The 17,990-nt window shown below is 47.9% G+C and carries 13 protein-coding genes and 1 tRNA gene; 9 read left to right on the top strand and 5 right to left on the bottom strand.

The window, feature by feature from the left end:
* Both LVQ76_RS14515 and LVQ76_RS14510 read left to right on the top strand, forming a co-directional pair.
* A complete protein-coding gene (locus tag LVQ76_RS14515) occupies window positions 1-1,227 on the top strand; it encodes a restriction endonuclease subunit S (protein WP_232921916.1) in 1,227 nt (408 codons plus the stop codon).
* A 14-nt stretch (window positions 1,228-1,241) separates the two neighbouring features.
* Window positions 1,242-4,451: a type I restriction endonuclease subunit R gene (locus LVQ76_RS14510; protein ID WP_232921915.1), complete on the top strand. Its 3,210-nt coding sequence runs from the start codon at window positions 1,242-1,244 to the stop codon at window positions 4,449-4,451.
* Between the two features lie 296 nt (window positions 4,452-4,747).
* Here the strand turns inward: LVQ76_RS14510 and LVQ76_RS14505 are convergent, their stop codons facing one another.
* Together LVQ76_RS14505 and LVQ76_RS14500 are read right to left on the bottom strand one after the other, a co-directional pair.
* Window positions 4,748-6,013 (bottom strand): tyrosine-type recombinase/integrase, encoded by a 1,266-nt coding sequence (locus LVQ76_RS14505; RefSeq protein WP_232921914.1) that lies wholly within the window; start codon window positions 6,011-6,013, stop codon window positions 4,748-4,750.
* A 199-nt stretch (window positions 6,014-6,212) separates the two neighbouring features.
* Window positions 6,213-6,297 (bottom strand) — tRNA-Leu (locus tag LVQ76_RS14500).
* A 249-nt stretch (window positions 6,298-6,546) separates the two neighbouring features.
* Between LVQ76_RS14500 and LVQ76_RS14495 the strand changes: the two genes are divergently transcribed.
* From LVQ76_RS14495 to sstT, 3 genes are all read left to right on the top strand, one after another.
* On the top strand, window positions 6,547-7,545 hold the full coding sequence (locus LVQ76_RS14495) for a Gfo/Idh/MocA family protein (protein ID WP_232921913.1): 999 nt from the start codon (window positions 6,547-6,549) through the stop codon (window positions 7,543-7,545).
* Between the two features lie 268 nt (window positions 7,546-7,813).
* Window positions 7,814-8,782, top strand: coding sequence for a TerC family protein (locus LVQ76_RS14490; RefSeq protein ID WP_232921912.1), 969 nt, complete (start codon window positions 7,814-7,816; stop codon window positions 8,780-8,782).
* Between the two features lie 296 nt (window positions 8,783-9,078).
* Entirely contained in the window at window positions 9,079-10,323 is a 1,245-nt protein-coding gene (gene sstT / locus LVQ76_RS14485) for a serine/threonine transporter SstT (RefSeq protein ID WP_232865613.1), read from the top strand.
* Between the two features lie 33 nt (window positions 10,324-10,356).
* On the opposite strand, the gene LVQ76_RS14480 is transcribed toward sstT, so the two are convergent.
* The 3 genes from LVQ76_RS14480 to uxaC form a co-directional block, all read right to left on the bottom strand.
* The gene (locus LVQ76_RS14480) at window positions 10,357-10,902 is read right to left on the bottom strand and encodes a YgjV family protein (protein WP_064515943.1); all 546 of its coding nucleotides are present in this window, start codon (window positions 10,900-10,902) and stop codon (window positions 10,357-10,359) included.
* 88 nt (window positions 10,903-10,990) lie between these two features.
* Entirely contained in the window at window positions 10,991-12,478 is a 1,488-nt protein-coding gene (locus LVQ76_RS14475) for a UxaA family hydrolase (protein ID WP_232865614.1), read from the bottom strand.
* An 18-nt stretch (window positions 12,479-12,496) separates the two neighbouring features.
* Entirely contained in the window at window positions 12,497-13,906 is a 1,410-nt protein-coding gene (uxaC, locus tag LVQ76_RS14470; RefSeq protein ID WP_232865615.1) for a glucuronate isomerase, read from the bottom strand.
* Between the two features lie 490 nt (window positions 13,907-14,396).
* Here uxaC and LVQ76_RS14465 point away from each other — a divergent pair, with 490 nt between their 5' ends.
* The 4 genes from LVQ76_RS14465 (at window position 14,397) to mzrA (ending at window position 17,985) form a co-directional block, all read left to right on the top strand.
* A complete protein-coding gene (locus LVQ76_RS14465; protein WP_232865616.1) occupies window positions 14,397-15,692 on the top strand; it encodes an MFS transporter in 1,296 nt (431 codons plus the stop codon).
* 126 nt (window positions 15,693-15,818) lie between these two features.
* Window positions 15,819-16,595, top strand: a complete 777-nt coding sequence (gene exuR / locus LVQ76_RS14460; RefSeq protein WP_232865617.1) for a transcriptional regulator ExuR — start codon at window positions 15,819-15,821, stop codon at window positions 16,593-16,595.
* A gap of 338 nt (window positions 16,596-16,933) precedes the next feature.
* The gene (gene yqjA / locus LVQ76_RS14455) at window positions 16,934-17,596 is read left to right on the top strand and encodes a DedA family general envelope maintenance protein YqjA (protein ID WP_034461333.1); all 663 of its coding nucleotides are present in this window, start codon (window positions 16,934-16,936) and stop codon (window positions 17,594-17,596) included.
* Window positions 17,597-17,607: 11 nt separating this feature from the next.
* Window positions 17,608-17,985: an EnvZ/OmpR regulon moderator MzrA gene (mzrA, locus tag LVQ76_RS14450; protein WP_034461332.1), complete on the top strand. Its 378-nt coding sequence runs from the start codon at window positions 17,608-17,610 to the stop codon at window positions 17,983-17,985.
* Window positions 17,986-17,990: the final 5 nt, after the last annotated feature.

Raw genomic sequence — 17,990 nt, 5'->3', positions numbered from 1 at the left:
ATGAGTATGGATAGCAAAGTGCCAGAAATTCGGTTTAAAGGGTTCAGTACAAACTGGCTCAATTTCAATTTAAGTCAGATTACTGATGTCTATGATGGAACTCATCAAACGCCCGCATATACAAAAAGTGGCGTAATGTTTCTTTCGGCAGAGAATATCAAGTCGTTAACTTCAACGAAATTTATTTCAGAAGAGGCATTTAAGAGGGAATTTAAGGTATACCCAAAAAAAAATGATGTACTAATGACCAGAATAGGCGACGTTGGAACTGCAAACGTTGTTGAAACTGATGATGATAGAGCTTATTACGTGACTCTAGCATTATTAAAATATAAAAAGATAAGTCCATACTTTTTAAAAAGTTCAATCGCGTCACCATTTGTTCAAAAAGATATTTGGCTTCGAACTCTACATATTGCATTCCCTAAAAAGATCAATATGAATGAAATTAAGAAAGTTGTGGTTAACTGCCCACCAGATGTTGTTGAGTCTGATAAGATCGGCCAATATTTCAAAAATCTCGATGCACTAATCACTCAACACCAACAAAAGCATGACAAACTCAGCAGCATTAAAAAAGCCATGCTGGAAAAAATGTTCCCCCAACAAGGCGAAACCATCCCAGAAATCCGCTTTAAAGGGTTTAGTGGGGAGTGGGAGAGGAAGAAGTTAGGAGAGATAGGCGACACATTTACTGGATTATCAGGTAAAACTAAAGATGATTTTGGGCATGGCCAAGGTCGATTTGTTACGTACCTAAATGTATTTTCAAATGCGATTTCAAATGAAAATTCAGTTGAACCGATAGAGATCGATACAAATCAAAACGAAGTCAAGAAAGGTGACGTTTTTTTTACTACTTCCTCAGAGACGCCTGAAGAAGTCGGAATGTCGTCTATTTGGATGAGCGAAATTAAAAATGTATATCTAAATAGCTTTTGTTTTGGCTATAGACCAAAACAAAAGTTTGATAACTATTACCTAGCATACATGTTTCGGTCAAATTCATTTAGAGAAAAAGTTGTATTTTTGGCTCAAGGTATATCTCGCTACAATATATCAAAAACGAAAGTTATGGATATAAAAATTAGCATTCCGAACCTTACGGAACAAGAAAAGATAGGCAACTATTTCCAAAATCTCGATACATTAATAAACAAACACCAAGAACAAATCGCCAAACTTAATAATATCAAGCAGGCCTGCTTGAGCAAAATGTTTGTCTAACAGGGAGCGCCATCATGATTACCTTTAAAACCGAAGCGCAATTTGAGCAGGCCTTTATTGAGGTACTCACCCACAAAGGTTGGGAGCCGGAGATACTCAAAAACAAAACCGAAGCGGATTTACTGCAAAACTGGGCAAACATTTTGTTTGAAAACAATCGCCAGCGTGACCGCTTAAACGATGTGCCGTTAACCGATACGGAAATGCAGCAAATTATTGAGCAAATAAAAGAACTTAAAACCCCGCTCAAGCTAAACGGTTTAATTAACGGCAAAACCGTAGCGATTAAGCGCGATAACCCAGCCGATACCTTGCATATGGGCAAAGAAGTCAGCTTAAAAATATACGACCGCCAGGAAATCGCCGCAGGCCAAAGCCGTTACCAGATTGTGCAGCAACCCAAATTTGAACGCGGCAGCCCTTTGCGTAACGACAGACGCGGTGATGTGCTGCTACTGATTAACGGTATGCCGGTGATCCATGTAGAGCTAAAGCGCAGCGGCATACCGGTTAGCCAGTCAGTGAACCAAATTGAAAAATACAGCAAAGAGGGTGTATTTAGCGGCTTGCTTTCGCTTATCCAAGTCTATGTGGCAATGGAACCCAATGAGACAAAATACTTTGCCAATCCAGGGTTAGACGGCAAGTTTAACCCCGACTATCAGTTTAACTGGGCCGATTTTAATAACGAACCCATGAACCACTGGAAAGACATCGCCTCAACCTTGCTTTCCATCCCTATGGCGCACCAGTTGATTGGCTTTTATACCGTCGCCGACGATACCGACGGCGTGCTTAAAGTTATGCGCAGCTATCAGTATTACGCCGCCAATGCGATATCTGACAAAGTAGCCAAAACCAACTGGCAGCAACTGGGTAGCGCGGCCAATAATCCCGATCGCCTCGGGGGTTACGTGTGGCATACCACGGGTTCGGGTAAAACCATGACCAGCTTTAAATCGGCGCAATTGATTGCACAATCCAAAGATGCCGATAAAGTGATTTTTTTAATGGACAGGATTGAACTGGGCACCCAGTCGCTCGCTGAATATCGCAATTTTGCTGGCGATGGCGAAGACGTTCAAGCCACCGAAAATACTCACGTACTGATTACCAAATTAAAAAGCACCGCCCCCGCCGATACGTTAATTGTTAGCTCCATTCAAAAAATGAGTAATATTTTTGAAGCGATAGACGATGCAGGCACGGCCACAAACTCTGCGGATATTGAAAAAATTCGCGCTAAGCGTTTGGTGTTTATTGTCGATGAGGCGCACCGCTCTACCTTTGGCGACATGCTGATTATTATTAAACGTACCTTTCCGCGCGCATTATTTTTTGGCTTTACCGGTACACCAATTCAAGAAGAAAACGAAAAAAACGGCAATACCACCAGTACCGTATTTGGCAACGAGCTACACCGCTATAGCATTGCCGATGGTATACGCGATGGCAACGTGCTGGGCTTCGACCCTTACAAAGTTCCAACTTTTAGAGACAGTGATCTAAGACAAGCGGTAGCGTTAGAACAAGCCAAAGCCAACACGGTAATGGAGGCTATGGATAACCCAGCCAAAAAGAAAAAGTTTAACCACTTTATGAAAGATGTACCTATGGCTGGCAATAAAAACGCCACAGGCAAGTACCACAAAGGCATTGAAGACTATGTGCCTAAAAGCCAATATTTAAGCGAAACTCACCAAGCCAAAGTGGTGGAAGATATTCTGCATAAATGGGATGTGCTCAGCCAGTGTAATAAATTCCATGCTATTTTTGCCACTAACAGCATTGCTGAAGCCATTGATTATTATCGTCGTTTAAAAGCCGCCAAACCTGAACTTAAAGTATCGGCCCTGTTTGACCCGAACATTGATAACGACGGTAGTGGCGACCGTGACCCCACCTTTAAAGGCGATGGTCTGGAAGAAATTATGGCCGACTATAACGCGCGTTACAGTCAAGATTTTGATTTTGCCCGCCATGCAGCCTTTAAAAAAGATCTGGCGGCACGCCTTGCCCATAAAAAGCCCTACGAGCGCATTCATACCGAGCCTTCAAAGCAATTAGATTTACTGATTGTTGTAGATCAAATGCTTACTGGCTTTGACTCTAAATGGCTTAATACTTTGTATTTAGACAAGGTGATTAGATACCAAAACATTATTCAAGCGTTCTCACGCACCAATCGTTTATTTGGCCCCGACAAACCCCACGGCATCATCCGTTATTACCGCTATCCACACACCATGGAGCAGCACATTATCGATGCGGTAAAACTGTATTCTGGCGACACACCTATCGGCTTATTTGTTGATAGGTTAGAAAGCAATCTTAAAGCCATGAATGAATTAGTGGCTGACATTACCGAGCTGTTTGTCAGCGCCGGTGTTGATAATTTTGAAAAGCTGCCAGACGATATAGAAACCTGTGCCCAATTCGCCAAATTATTTAACACCTTTAGCCAGCATCTCGAAGCCGCCAAAGTACAAGGTTTACAGTGGGACAAGTCGGTGTATTCATTTACTGAAAATGATGTAGAGCATGAGGTAACGCGGGCTATAGACGAACAAACTTACCTGAGCCTGGTTCTGCGTTACAAAGAGTTGGTAGGCAAAAGTGGTGGCGGTGGCGAAGGTGGCGGCGATGTGCCTTTTGATATCAGTGGTTATTTAACTGAGATAGATACCGGCAAGATAGATGCGGACTATATGAACAGCCGCTTTGATAAATATTTAAAAGAGCTGAACATACATCAAGACTCTGCGAGCATTGAAACCACATTAAATGAGCTGCACAAGTCATTTGCATCGCTCACCCAAAGTGAGCAAAAGTACGCCAAGCTCTTCTTGCACGACTTGCAGCGTGGCGATGCGCAGTTAATTGAAGGCCATACTTTTAGAGACTACATCAACACCTACAAAGATAACGCTGAAAATGCGCAATTAAACGCAGTTGTTAATGCTCTTGGTTTAGATAAAGGGCTACTCATAGCATTAATGGCTGATAGTGTTAATGATAAGAATCTCAACGAGTTTGGTCGTTTCGACGCATTAAAAGATTCGGTAGATAAGGCAAAAGCTAAGATCTATTTTGAAAAACAAGACGGCGTAATCATACCTCCATTTAAATTGAATATACGCATTGATCAGTTTTTAAAGCAGTTTATTTTTGCGCAAACGGATGATTTCTTAAGTGGTACAGATATTGTTGATATAGTGACGTGATGGGTGTTCCTCCCTCAGCGTAAGTCCTACCACACTTATGCTGAGTGTTCTTAATTTGTATTAACTCAGACCTGATCTGACAGTCACCGGTTATTTATACAGGTATCTGTCAGATTACATCTGGCTTAAATTATTCTCAGCCCAGATGCGCCTGCCTGACAACAAATGTTATTTTCCATCATGATTTCCTTTTAGTTTGATTAAAACGCAAAAAAGCCCCTGTCTTTTGAAAGAGGCTTTCATTGATATCAAAAAATTATTCAATGAGATGCATTACCATAAATGACCAGTTGTGGTTATTTGAATGGATTATTTACTTTTGCATAATCAAAAGGTGAGATAGTTTGCTGCCTGTTGGCATCAAGAAAATCCGCCCACCACTGCAGCATCAGTCTGCGCTCATCAAGATGTTCGGCTTTATGAATGTAAGCCGCCCGCACAGAGTTACGCTCCATATGGCTCATTTGCCGCTCAACCGCATCCCTCGACCACAACCCTGATTCAATCAGCGAGCTACATGCCATCGTCCTGAAGCCATGGCCGCAGACTTCAACCTTAGTGTCATAACCCATAACACGCAGCGCTTTGTTCACCGTATTTTCACTCATCGGTTTTCGTGGATTGTGATCACCAATAAATATCAACTCGTGGTCGCCGCTAAATTTCTGTATTTGCTTTATGATCTCTAGTGCTTGTCGGGAAAGTGGAACAAGATGAGGTGTATGCATTTTTGAACCGCGCTGAGAATGCTTAACACCCTCGATCGGTTCTCGCTCTGGAGGGAGCGTCCACATAGACGTTTCAAAGTCGATCTCTGACCAACGAGCAAAACGTAACTCGCTTGAACGAATGAAAATTAGCAGTGTAAGTTCGACTGCCAGACGAGTTAACGGTCTTCCAGTATAACTATCAATTCGATGAAGTAGCTCAGAAGTACGTTTTAACTCAAGTGCCGGACGATGCTGTCGATTAGCGGATGCGACAGCCCCTGCCATTTCCTGTGCTGGGTTGTAGTCAATCAAGCCACTTTGTACTGCGTACCGCATAATTGCCGTTGTGCGTTGTTGAAGGCGTGATGCCACTTCGAGATGTCCCGATGCCTCTACCACTTTAATGGGTGCTAATAAATCACGGGTTTTGAGTTCGGCAATATTGCGCTTACCAATCGCCGGAAATAGATTGTCTTGTAGGCTTTTCAAAACACGATTGCAGTGATCTTTAGACCATTTTTTATTGGTCGCATGCCACTCTCTGGCAACCACCTCAAAGGTAAAAATTGCTTTTGCCTGCTCTTCTTTTTTCGCTCGTTTATGCTCACGCGGATCGACCCCAGCAGCGACTAACTTTCTGGCGTCTTCTCGTTTCTGTCTGGCATCCGCCAACGACACCTCCGGGTAAGTGCCAAATGCCATGAGATGCTGTTTCCCGCCAAAGCGAAAGCGAAACCGCCAATACTTTGAGCCATTTGGGTGAACAAGCAAAAACATGCCATCGCCGTCTACAAGCGAGTATTCCTTTGCCTCAGGTTTTGCCGAACGCACCTTGGTATCAGTCAGGGCCATGATGGTATTCCTTCCATATGCTGCCGTGAGTATATAAGCATTATCGAACCAGCATATATACTCGGTTCTATACTCACAAGCATGTTGATGTGGGGTAACTCAGATTGACGTCGGTTGACTGAAAAGCGGGGCAAAGCCTTGCGGGGACTGGATTTAAGGCATAAAAAAAGACCTCAGTTGAGGTCTATTTACATACATATGGTGCCGAAGGCCGGACTCGAACCGGCACGTCTTTCAACGGTTGATTTTGAATCAACTGCGTCTACCGATTTCGCCACTTCGGCACGAAGAGGTATGCGGAAAACGTTGGGGATTATACCTGTCACAGACCGCCTTGCAAGCCCCATTCTACCATTTACGTTCTAAGTGCTGAAAAAAACAGCGCATCATCAGTTGGTTGTACTCATAAGCCTTAATAAAGGCTTATGAGTACAACCAAAAGCCAACAAAATCTGCAACTCCCAACACTGGTTTTCCCAATACATCGTGATAGTCTTTCAAACACACCCCGCCTTCGGAGATAGCACCCGTTTATGATACGCCTCGCTGTTATTGGAACTAACTGGATCACCCGTCAGTTCGTCGATGCTGCCCACGAAAGTGGCAAATATAAACTCACCGCGGTCTACTCCCGCTCGCTGGAACAGGCACAAAGTTTTGCTAGTGACTATCCGGTGGAACATCTGTTTACCGATCTGAATGCGATGGCAAAGAGTGATGCCATTGATGCGGTTTACATCGCAAGCCCGAACTCCCTGCACTCCCCGCAAACGTTACTGTTCCTCAGCCATAAAAAACATGTGATTTGCGAGAAGCCGCTGGCGTCTAATTTGCGTGAAGTGGAAGCAGCGATTGCCTGCGCGCGTGAAAATCAGGTCGTGCTGTTCGAGGCATTTAAAACTGCCAGCCTGCCAAACTTTATTGCACTGCAGCAGGCATTGCCGAAAGTCGGCAAGATCCGCAAAGTGCTGCTCAACTATTGCCAGTACTCCTCGCGCTATCAGCGTTATCTCGATGGCGAAAACCCTAATACCTTTAATCCGGCGTTTTCGAACGGCTCGATTATGGATATCGGTTTTTACACGCTGGCCTCGGCGGTTGCACTGTGGGGCGAACCGTATTCGGTTCACGCGACAGCAAGCCTGCTCGAAAGTGGTGTCGATGCGCACGGTTCAGTGCAGATGAATTACGGCGATTTCGATGTGAATCTGCTGCACTCAAAAGTCAGCGATTCAACTATCCCAAGCGAGATTCAGGGCGAATCCGGTTCACTGGTGATTGAGAAAATCTCTGAATGCCAGCGCATTACCTTTATTCCACGCGGCGGCAAACCACAGGATCTGACGCTCCCACAGCATATCAATACTATGCTTTATGAAGCCGAAGTCTTTGCTCGTCTGGTCAATGACAACGAAGTGAATCATCCAGGTCTGGTGACGTCGCGTTCTACTGCGGCCTTGAGTACCGAGATCCGCTCGCAAACCGGCGTGAAATTCCCGGCGGATGATGTCTCGGTGCAGCTACCGGCGTAAAGGTGTGTAAAAGCGGGGTAGCAGCATGTTGACGGATTGTAGCATCCGTAATATTTTGTTACCCGCAAAGGGGAGTAACTTCATTGTCGGTTAATCGTCATTACGGTGTGAAAGCACCCGGTTACCGAGCAATACGAATGGCTTTTTATACAAAAAACCATTCCGTGTTGTAAGTGAGACCTTGCCGGAAGGCGAGATCCCTGTTGCAAGCATTAGCGGCTGGCGTCTTCCGACGTTGGCCGTTTTTGTTTTTATAGGAATAATTTTTATGAATAGTGTCGGCACTCCATTACTGTGGGGCGGTTTTGCCGTCGTGGTCGTCATCATGCTGGCTATCGACCTCTTTTTACAGGGGCGTAAAGGCTCGCACACCATGTCCATGAAGCAGGCGGCCGCGTGGTCCCTGGTCTGGGTTTCGCTTTCGCTGCTGTTTAACGCAGCATTCTGGTGGTATCTCACCGGGACAGCAGGCCGTGAAGTGGCGGATACGCAAGCTCTCGCCTTCCTTACTGGTTATCTGATTGAAAAAGCGCTGGCGGTGGATAACGTCTTCGTCTGGCTGATGCTGTTCAGCTACTTCGCCGTGCCTGCGGCTTTGCAGCGCCGTGTGCTGGTTTACGGCGTGCTGGGCGCGATTGTGCTGCGTACCATTATGATCTTCGCGGGCAGTTGGCTAATTTCTCAGTTCGAGTGGCTGCTGTACGTATTCGGCGCGTTCCTGCTGTTCACCGGTATCAAAATGGCGCTGGCGAAAGAAGATGAAGGCGGCATTGGTGACAAACCGCTGGTGCGCTGGATCCGCAGTCACTTGCGCATGACGGATAAAATCGAAGGCGAGCACTTCTTTATTCGTAAGAACGGTATTTTGTTTGCAACGCCGCTGCTGCTGGTGCTGATTCTGGTTGAACTGAGCGACGTGATTTTCGCGGTCGACAGTATCCCGGCTATTTTCGCTGTGACGACCGACCCGTTCATCGTGCTGACGTCGAACCTGTTTGCCATCCTCGGCCTGCGCGCGATGTATTTCCTGTTGGCAGGCGTGGCAGAACGCTTCAGCATGCTGAAGTACGGTTTGTCGGTGATTCTGGTGTTTATCGGCGTGAAGATGATGATTGTCGATTTCTACCACATCCCAATCGCAATTTCGCTTGGCGTGGTGGGCGGTATTCTGGCGTTCACTCTGATTCTTAACGCTATCGTGAACTACCGTAACGATCAGAAAAAGCTCGCGAAGTAAGATTTTTGTCAGATGGCGCTATCGCTTATCCGACCTACGAAACCCTTCAAACCCCGTCTATGGCGGGGTTTTTCTTTTTATAGCGCCAACTGCATGAAGTGTTGCTAATGTCACATATTTGTTAATATTTAGTTATAAAATCTAGCCTGTACCGAAATAATCAGTGATTACTACTTACTACCCTGCGACATTTCCTTATACTCGACCAGGCAAACACATTTCTTTACATCCGGTCAAAAAAGTACCTCAGAGTACCGACACAGGATGGGACGACATACAACACAGGAAGGTTATTCATGTCTATACAATCTCCGGGTTTACTACAACGCCTGGCACAGGGCAGTCTGGTCAAACAAATTCTGATCGGACTGGTGCTCGGTATCGCACTAGCGGCAATTTCGAAACCAGCAGCAATCGCTGTCGGTCTGCTCGGGACATTATTCGTTGGGGCACTGAAAGCTGTCGCACCGGTGCTGGTTCTGATGCTGGTGATGGCGTCTATCGCCAATCATAAGCACGGCCAGAAAACCAGCATCCGTCCGATTCTGGTGCTCTACCTTCTGGGTACGTTCACCGCTGCATTGACTGCTGTCGTGGTCAGTTTTGCATTCCCTTCCACGCTGCACCTGGTCACTGGTGCGACTGATATCACTCCGCCGTCAGGCATTGTAGAAGTGTTGCGCGGCCTGCTGATGAGCATGGTTTCCAACCCCATTGATGCATTGCTTAAAGCGAACTACATCGGGATTCTGGTGTGGGCTGTTGGTCTGGGCTTTGCTCTGCGCCACGGTAACGAAAGCACCAAAAACCTGATTAACGATGTGTCCGACGCGGTGACGTTCATCGTGCGCGTGGTGATTCGTTTTGCGCCGATTGGTATCTTCGGCCTGGTGGCATCAACTCTTGCGACCACTGGCTTTGAAACCCTGTGGAGCTACGCGCAACTGCTGCTGGTGCTGGTTGGCTGTATGTTCGGCGTGGCGCTGGTTATTAACCCGCTGCTGGTGTTCATCAAGATTCGTCGCAACCCGTACCCGCTGGTGTTCGCCTGCCTGCGTGAAAGTGGCGTAACCGCCTTCTTTACCCGTAGTTCTGCGGCCAACATTCCGGTGAACATGGCGCTGTGCGAGAAGCTGAATCTGGATCGCGATACTTATTCCGTTTCAATCCCACTGGGCGCAACCATCAACATGGCTGGCGCGGCGATCACCATTACCGTGCTGACGCTGGCGGCGGTGAATACTCTGGGTGTGCCGGTTGATTTACCAACCGCACTTCTGCTGAGTGTTGTGGCGTCGTTGTGTGCTTGCGGGGCGTCTGGTGTGGCGGGGGGATCTTTGCTGCTTATCCCACTGGCATGCGGCATGTTCGGTATTCCGAATGAAATTGCCATGCAGGTCGTCGCAGTCGGCTTTATCATCGGCGTGTTGCAGGATTCTTGCGAAACCGCACTGAACTCCTCTACCGATGTGCTGTTTACAGCTGCGGCTTGCCAGGCCGAAGATGCACGTCTGGCAGACAATAATCCGTTACGCGGTTAATTCTCAAAGCTCCCTGCCCTTCGAGGCGGGGAGTTATCCCTCTTGTTGTTGAACCTCTTTTTCGACCTTAAACGGGTCAATGCCCCGCCTTTGCATCCGCCAGAAGCGAATAATATTCAGGCCGTTCATCACCAGAAAACTCCCTTCGATTAACGTTCCGCCAATCGACCCTAGCCAGAAATTATGTGTCACCCAACAAGCCGTGGAGCACCACATTACGCAGCGAGTGGTCAGCCCTTTGCAGCGAAATAATGCCCAGGTACTAGCCACGGTTCCGGCAATCGGTAGCAGCTCCATCGCATGGTTAAATTTAGCCAGCCCCAGGCCCAGCGTTAAGGCAATGAAAATGCTCATCACCCACAGGCTGCGGGTACGCAGGGAGATAACGGTACGGATTGCGTTAAGTTCGGCGCTCATACCCGCCGGGCTTGCACCCATCAGGAAGAAGTGAATACCGATGATGGCGCTGTAACCCGCCAGTTGTAGCTTGAAGCGCCGCTCGTCGCGGTTAATGAACGTGGTAATACCAACCACAAAGGCGAGAACCCCGACGCCCTGGGCAACCCAATACGCGGTCATGACAAATCCTTGTGAGTAAAAACGAGGCGAAAAAAAACGGCATTTCGAATATCAAAATGCCGTTTCATGGTAGCACTTGAAACGCTACTTACAACGTGACGCCACTTTTAAAGATGGCCAACTCGCGGAAATCATTACGCTCGTTGCAGGTTTTCTTGCCGTTAGCGATATCAACAATAGTGTCGATAAACTCGGTCAACAATGTATTCATATCGCTGCCGTGCAGCAGTTTGCCTGCGTCAAAATCAATCCAGTGTGGCTTTTTAGTGGCCAGCTCACTGTTGGTTGCGATTTTAACTGTTGGCACAAAACCGCCGTATGGTGTGCCACGACCGGTGCTGAACAGCACCATATGGCAACCTGCACCAGCCAATGCACTGGTGGCAACCGCATCGTTACCAGGCGCACTTAACAAGTTCAGGCCAGGCGTTTTCAGGCGCTCGCCATAACGCAGCACATCGACAACCTCGCTCTCACCGGCTTTTTGCGTACAGCCGAGGGATTTTTCTTCGAGCGTGGTGATACCGCCAGCTTTGTTCCCTGGTGATGGGTTCTCGTAGATCGGCTGGTTGTGTTCGATGAAGTACTGTTTGAAGTCATTCACCATGGTGACGGTTTTTTCAAACGTCGCTTCATCGCGGCAATGGCTCATCAGGATGCGTTCTGCGCCAAACATTTCCGGGACTTCTGTCAGCACAGTGGTGCCGCCGTTAGCCACCATATAGTCGGAGAAACGACCGAGCATTGGGTTCGCCGTAATACCGGACAAACCGTCTGAACCGCCGCACTCCAGGCCAAACTTCAGCTCGCTGATTTTGCCTGGTTCACGCTTGTCGTTACGCATCACTTCGTACAGGGCCTGAAGTTGCTCAAGCCCGGCTTCAACTTCGTCATCCTGCTGCTGGCAAACCATAAACTTCACGCGGGACTCATCGAACTCACCCAGCGTTTCACGGAAGGCGCTCACCTGGTTGTTTTCACAACCGAGACCAATCACCAGTACCGCACCCGCATTTGGGTGATGCACCATGTTTTGCAGCATGGTGCGGGTGTTAACGTGATCTTCACCCAACTGCGAACAACCGAACGGATGGCTGAACAGGAACACGCCGTCGATATCTTCGGCGTCGTTGTTCTGTTTCAGGAAACGGTTCTGGATCTGACGCGCGATGCCGTTTACACAGCCCACGGTTGGCAGGATCCACAACTCATTACGCACGCCTACTGAGCCGTTTTCACGACGGTAAACGCTCACATCGCGGTCTGCAGCCTGGCTTGCCAGAGACTGGAAATCAGGTTGATAGCTATACTCATCCAGATCGTTCAGATTCGTACGCGTATTGTGTGAGTGAATGTGCTCGCCGGCTTCAATCGTCGCCAAAGCATGGCCAATTGGTAAACCGTATTTAACGACGTTCTCACCTTGCGCAATGGTAACCAGCGCAAATTTATGGCCACGAAGCACCGGCTGGCGCAGAGTCACCTCTACACCTTCAACGGTAACCACTTCACCTTCAGCCAGGTCCACTAACGCAACAGCGACGTTATCTTGCGTATGGATCTTAATGTATTGCATATCAACCTCAGAGCCTGATTAGTTCAGTTCAATGCCAAAGTAGTCTCGGGCGTTGTTAAAGCAGATGTTTTCCACCATTTGGCCCAGCAGCTTGATATCAGCTGGAGCTTCGCCCGCTTCAACCCAACGGCCAATCATCTGGCACAGGATGCGACGGAAGTATTCGTGGCGGGTGTATGACAGGAAGCTACGGCTGTCAGTCAGCATGCCAACGAAACGGCTTAACAGACCCAGTTGCGCCAGCTGCGTCATTTGACGCTCCATGCCATCTTTCTGGTCGTTGAACCACCAACCTGAACCAAACTGCATTTTTCCTGGCATACCTTCGCCCTGGAAGTTGCCAATCATGGTGCCCAGCACTTCGTTATCGCGTGGGTTCAGGCAATACAGAATTGTTTTTGGCAGTTCGTTGTTTTCGTTTTGCTTGCTGAGCAGGCGAGAAAGTTCTTCAGCCATTGGACGGTCGTTGATGGAGTCAAAGCCCACATCAGGTCCCAGCAGTTTGAACTGGCGCAGGTTGTTATTACGCAGCGCACCAATGTGGTACTGCTGAACCCAACCGCGACGGGTATATTCCGCAGCCAGCCAAACCAGAACCGCAGTTTTGAACTGTGCAACTTCGTGCTCGCTTGGGGTTTCACCGGAAAGACGACGAGCCAGAATGCCGTCCAGAGTCGCTTCATCTGCTTCTGCAAACAGAACAACGTCCAGTGCGTGGTCGGAAACTTTACAACCGTGTTCAGCAAAGTGATCCAGACGCTTGTTCAGTGCAGTTTGCAGATCGGAGAAACGACGAATGTCGGTATCAGACACTTCAGCCAGTTTGCCCATGTATTCAGCAAAAGTAGCTTGTTCAATGTTGAAGGCTTTATCCGGGCGCCAGCTTGGCAGCACTTTGGTTTCAAACGCATCGAGCGCGATTTGGCGGTGGAAACGCAGATCGTCAATTGGGTCATCAGTCGTACCGACCATTTTCACGTTCATCTGCTTCATGATGCCGCGCGCAGAGAAGTTGTCCTGAGCCAGCAACTCATTACATTCGTTCCAGATTTCATCAGCAGTTGTTGGAGACAACAGTTTGCCTGTGATACCGAATGGACGACGCAGTTCGAGGTGAGTCCAGTGATACAGCGGGTTACCGATAGTGTGCGGAACAGTTGCAGCCCAGGCATCGAACTTCTCGCGGTCAGACGCATCACCTGTACACAGACGCTCCTCCACACCGTTAGCACGCATGCCGCGCCACTTGTAGTGATCACCTTTTAACCAGATGTCATACAGGTTTTTGAAGCGGTAATCTTCAGCGACTTGCTGTGGCTGTAAGTGGCAGTGATAGTCGAAAATAGGCTGGTCGGCTGCAAACTCATGATACAAACGGCGGGCAAATTCGGTATCAAGCAGAAAATCTTCAGTCATAAACTGGGCCATTGTAGGGTTCCTCTGTTCATAGCAGTTCGATGCTTGCGCATAATGCAAATAAAGTTATCACACCAATTTCTGGAGGCCGAGTGGATTTTTGTGGTATTCGTCACAAAAACCACACTTTTATTGTTAATATTGTGTTTAAAACAAAGCCGCATCCCGCGCCAGTTCTGGCTTGAAAGCCCCTACCCCCTTGGAGTGAGCTGATCGACACTTTTGTGATATCACTCAACTTTTGAAGCTGTATGACAAGTTATCTTTCTGCCGTCGCAATACAGACGTAATGGAATTACTTCAGACGCTGACATCAATAACAGCGCATCACGGTACGGAAACCGGAATTGCCACAGGCAGTTTTTTACATATGGCAAGGTACGGGTCGTACCGGGTGATACCCCCGGATATGAACCCCTTAATAGATCAAACGCTCTGGCAGCAGTGCCGGACGTACGGCCGCATGATGTGCGGTTGTTTATAAGACGGGATGAAATTCGAAATGCGAAAGATTCAAGGCTTGCGCTGGTACATGATTGCCCTGGTAACCATGGGTACAATTCTGGGTTACCTGACACGTAACACTATTGCTGCTGCTGCGCCAACATTGATGGAAGAGCTGCATATTTCCACTCAGCAATATTCCTACATCATCGCGGCTTACTCAGCTTGCTACACCATCATGCAGCCTGTCGCAGGTTATGTGCTTGATGTACTGGGTACGAAAGTGGGCTACGCATTCTTTGCTGTCGCATGGGCAATTTTCTGTGGTGCTACTGCACTTGCAGGAAGCTGGGGTGGCCTGGCAATCGCTCGTGGTGCCGTTGGTGCTGCTGAAGCGGCCATGATTCCAGCTGGCCTGAAAGCCAGTAGCGAATGGTTCCCAGCTAAAGAGCGTTCAATCGCCGTGGGTTACTTCAACGTGGGTTCCTCTATCGGCGGCATGATTGCTCCACCATTAGTGGTTTGGGCGATTGTGATGCACAGCTGGCAGATGGCGTTCATCATCTCCGGTGTCCTGAGCTTTGCATGGGCAATGTGCTGGTTGATTTTCTACAAACACCCACGTGACCAGAAACGCCTGTCTGAAGAAGAACGTGAATACATCATCGGTGGCCAGGAAGCGCATCACCAGACTGACAACAGCAAAAAAATGAGCGCCTGGAAAATCCTGCAGAACCGTCAGTTCTGGGGTATTGCTCTGCCACGTTTCCTTGCTGAACCAGCCTGGGGTACTTTCAACGCCTGGATCCCACTGTTCATGTTTAAAGCTTATGGTTTTGACCTGAAACACATTGCGATGTTTGCCTGGATGCCAATGCTGTTTGCTGACCTGGGATGTATTGTTGGCGGCTACCTGCCACCATTCTTCCAGCGCGTATTCGGTGTGAACCTGATTGTTTCCCGTAAACTGGTAGTGACCATGGGCGCGATTCTGATGATTGCTCCAGGGACTATTGGCCTGTTCACTAGCCCGTATGTTGCAATCGCTCTGCTGTGTGTTGGCGGCTTTGCTCACCAGTCACTGTCTGGCGCTCTGATCACTCTGTCTTCTGACGTGTTCGGTCGTAACGAAGTGGCGACGGCGAATGGTTTGACCGGTATGGCAGCCTGGACTGCGAGCACCCTGTTTGCTCTGGTTGTGGGCGCACTGGCTGATACACTTGGCTTCAGCCCACTGTTCGCTGCACTGGCAGTATTCGATATCCTCGGTGCTATCGTTATCTGGACAGTGCTGCAAAACAAACCAATCAGTGAGTTGAACGACTCACAAAAACCGAAGCAAGCAATAGCATAATCGGTGTCTCAAATTTGTTTACAAAGCCGCCCACGGGCGGCTTTTGTGTATCTAGAATGTGGAGCCGAACTTTGAAAAGTGGTATAACAAATAAGGTTACCCGCAGGACCTTTCCCGGAGCTACAGATGGAAGTTATGGAACCACGTCGTCTTTATCAGCAATTGGCCGCTGAACTTAAACAACGCATCGAAAACGGTGTTTATCTGGTTGGGGAAAAACTCCCGGCAGAGCGCTTTATTGCTGAAGAAAAGAACGTGAGCCGCACTGTGGTTCGTGAAGCGATTATTATGCTGGAAGTGGAAGGCTACGTTGAAGTGCGTAAAGGCTCCGGAATCCATGTTATTGCGAACCAGGCTAAATACTCTAACCTGCCTGATGACCAGTTTGAATTTGCCAGTTTCGGGCCGTTTGAGCTGTTACAGGCTCGCCAGCTTATTGAAAGTAACATCGCGGAATTCGCGGCGACTCAAGTGACTAAGCAAGATATCGTCAAGCTGATGGAAATTCAGGAAATGGCGCGTAATGAGCACAATTTCCAGGATTCAGAATGGGACCTTCATTTCCATACTCAGGTTGCTCTAGCTTCACAAAATAGCGCCCTTGCAGCCATCGTAGAAAAAATGTGGAGCCAACGCATCCATAACCCATACTGGAAAAAACTTCACGAGCATATTGATAAACGCACCGCTGATAACTGGTGTGAAGATCATGACCAAATTCTTAAAGCACTGATTCGCAAAGATCCTCATGCTGCTAAAGTGGCAATGTGGCAGCATCTGGAAAACACCAAACAGATGTTATTTGATGCAACCAGCGATGATTTCGAATTCAATGCCGATCGCTACTTATTTGCAGATAACCCGGTTATTCATCTCGATACTGCCGCAAACGGTCAAAAATAGTCATTTTCCCGCGCGAGGGTAAGCAAACCAACCAATAGTGTCAGCGTTTGTAAATACCCTCGCCAGCCCCCCTACGACTCATCAAAATCAATCCTCAACAAAGCACAAATACTGTGACGCATTAGACAGAGCTTTGTTACAATTAGATGCAATTTCACTGTCGGTGTTAGCTTTGCTAACAACCTGCCCGGTCGCATTCACACGGAGTTGTGGCGAACCTGGGTAACGAGCGGTGGATTGTAGGCGGCTACTACACAAGCATAACCACACAGAATAAAGCCGCACTCTACTTATCTGACTTTGATCAGCGGTCTTAACCGATGTGCCAGGAACACTGAATGGAACTTCTCTCGCAACTGTTGAACGCTCTCTGGAGCCAGGATTTTGAAACGCTCGCCAATCCAGGAATGATTGGCATGCTTTATTTCGTCTTGTTCATGATTTTATTCCTTGAAAACGGCTTGCTGCCAGCAGCCTTCCTGCCCGGCGATAGTTTGTTAGTTTTGGTCGGTGTGCTGATTGCCAAAGGGGCAATGGGTTTTCCGGAAACCGTTTTACTGTTAACCACCGCGGCCAGCCTCGGCTGCTGGCTTAGTTATATTCAGGGGCGTTGGCTTGGTAACACGCGAATCGTGCAGAACTGGTTATCGCATCTTCCCGCGCATTATCATCAGCGTGCGCACAACCTGTTCCATAAACATGGCTTATCGGCATTGCTGATTGGTCGCTTCATTGCTTTTGTTCGTACCCTGTTACCAACTATTGCTGGTTTATCTGGTCTGAATAATGCGCGCTTCCAGTTCTTCAACTGGATGAGCGGCCTGTTATGGGTACTAATCCTCACCACGCTAGGATATCTGCTCGGTAAAACGCCGGTATTCCTGAAATATGAAGATGCATTGATGTCCTGCCTGATGCTGCTACCAGTCGTGTTACTGGTAATTGGTCTGATCGGTTCGTTGATTGTGCTTTGGCGTAAAAAATACGGTAACCGCAGTTAAGAGGGATAACGATGAAAACACATTTTTTTCGTGGCCTAAGGGCCACGATGTTGATTGGCGCAATTGCCGCGGCCTCAATACTAATATGGTCTGGAATGCAGCGTACTGAGTCCACACTTGAGATTCGCTCCAGCCAACAAGGGATCAGCATGCCTGACGGGTTTTATGTCTGGCACCACCTTGATGCCAACGGTATTCGCTTTAAAAGTATTACGCCTGACAACAATTCGTTATTGATAAAGTTTGATTCGAGTGCGCAAAGCGAGGCTGCTAAAGCCGTGTTATATAAAACGTTGCCACATGGCTACGTCATCGCTCAGCAAGATGAAGATGACAGCGCCAGCACATGGCTTACGCGTGTGCTTAACGAAAATATCCGCATCGGTTAACCCTT

The organism is Buttiauxella cochleicola (assembly GCF_021283185.1).
Taxonomy (GTDB): Bacteria; Pseudomonadota; Gammaproteobacteria; order Enterobacterales; family Enterobacteriaceae; genus Buttiauxella; species Buttiauxella massiliensis.
The sequence above is the reverse complement of the archived record's forward strand: the minus strand, read 5'-3'. Positions and strand labels throughout refer to the sequence as shown.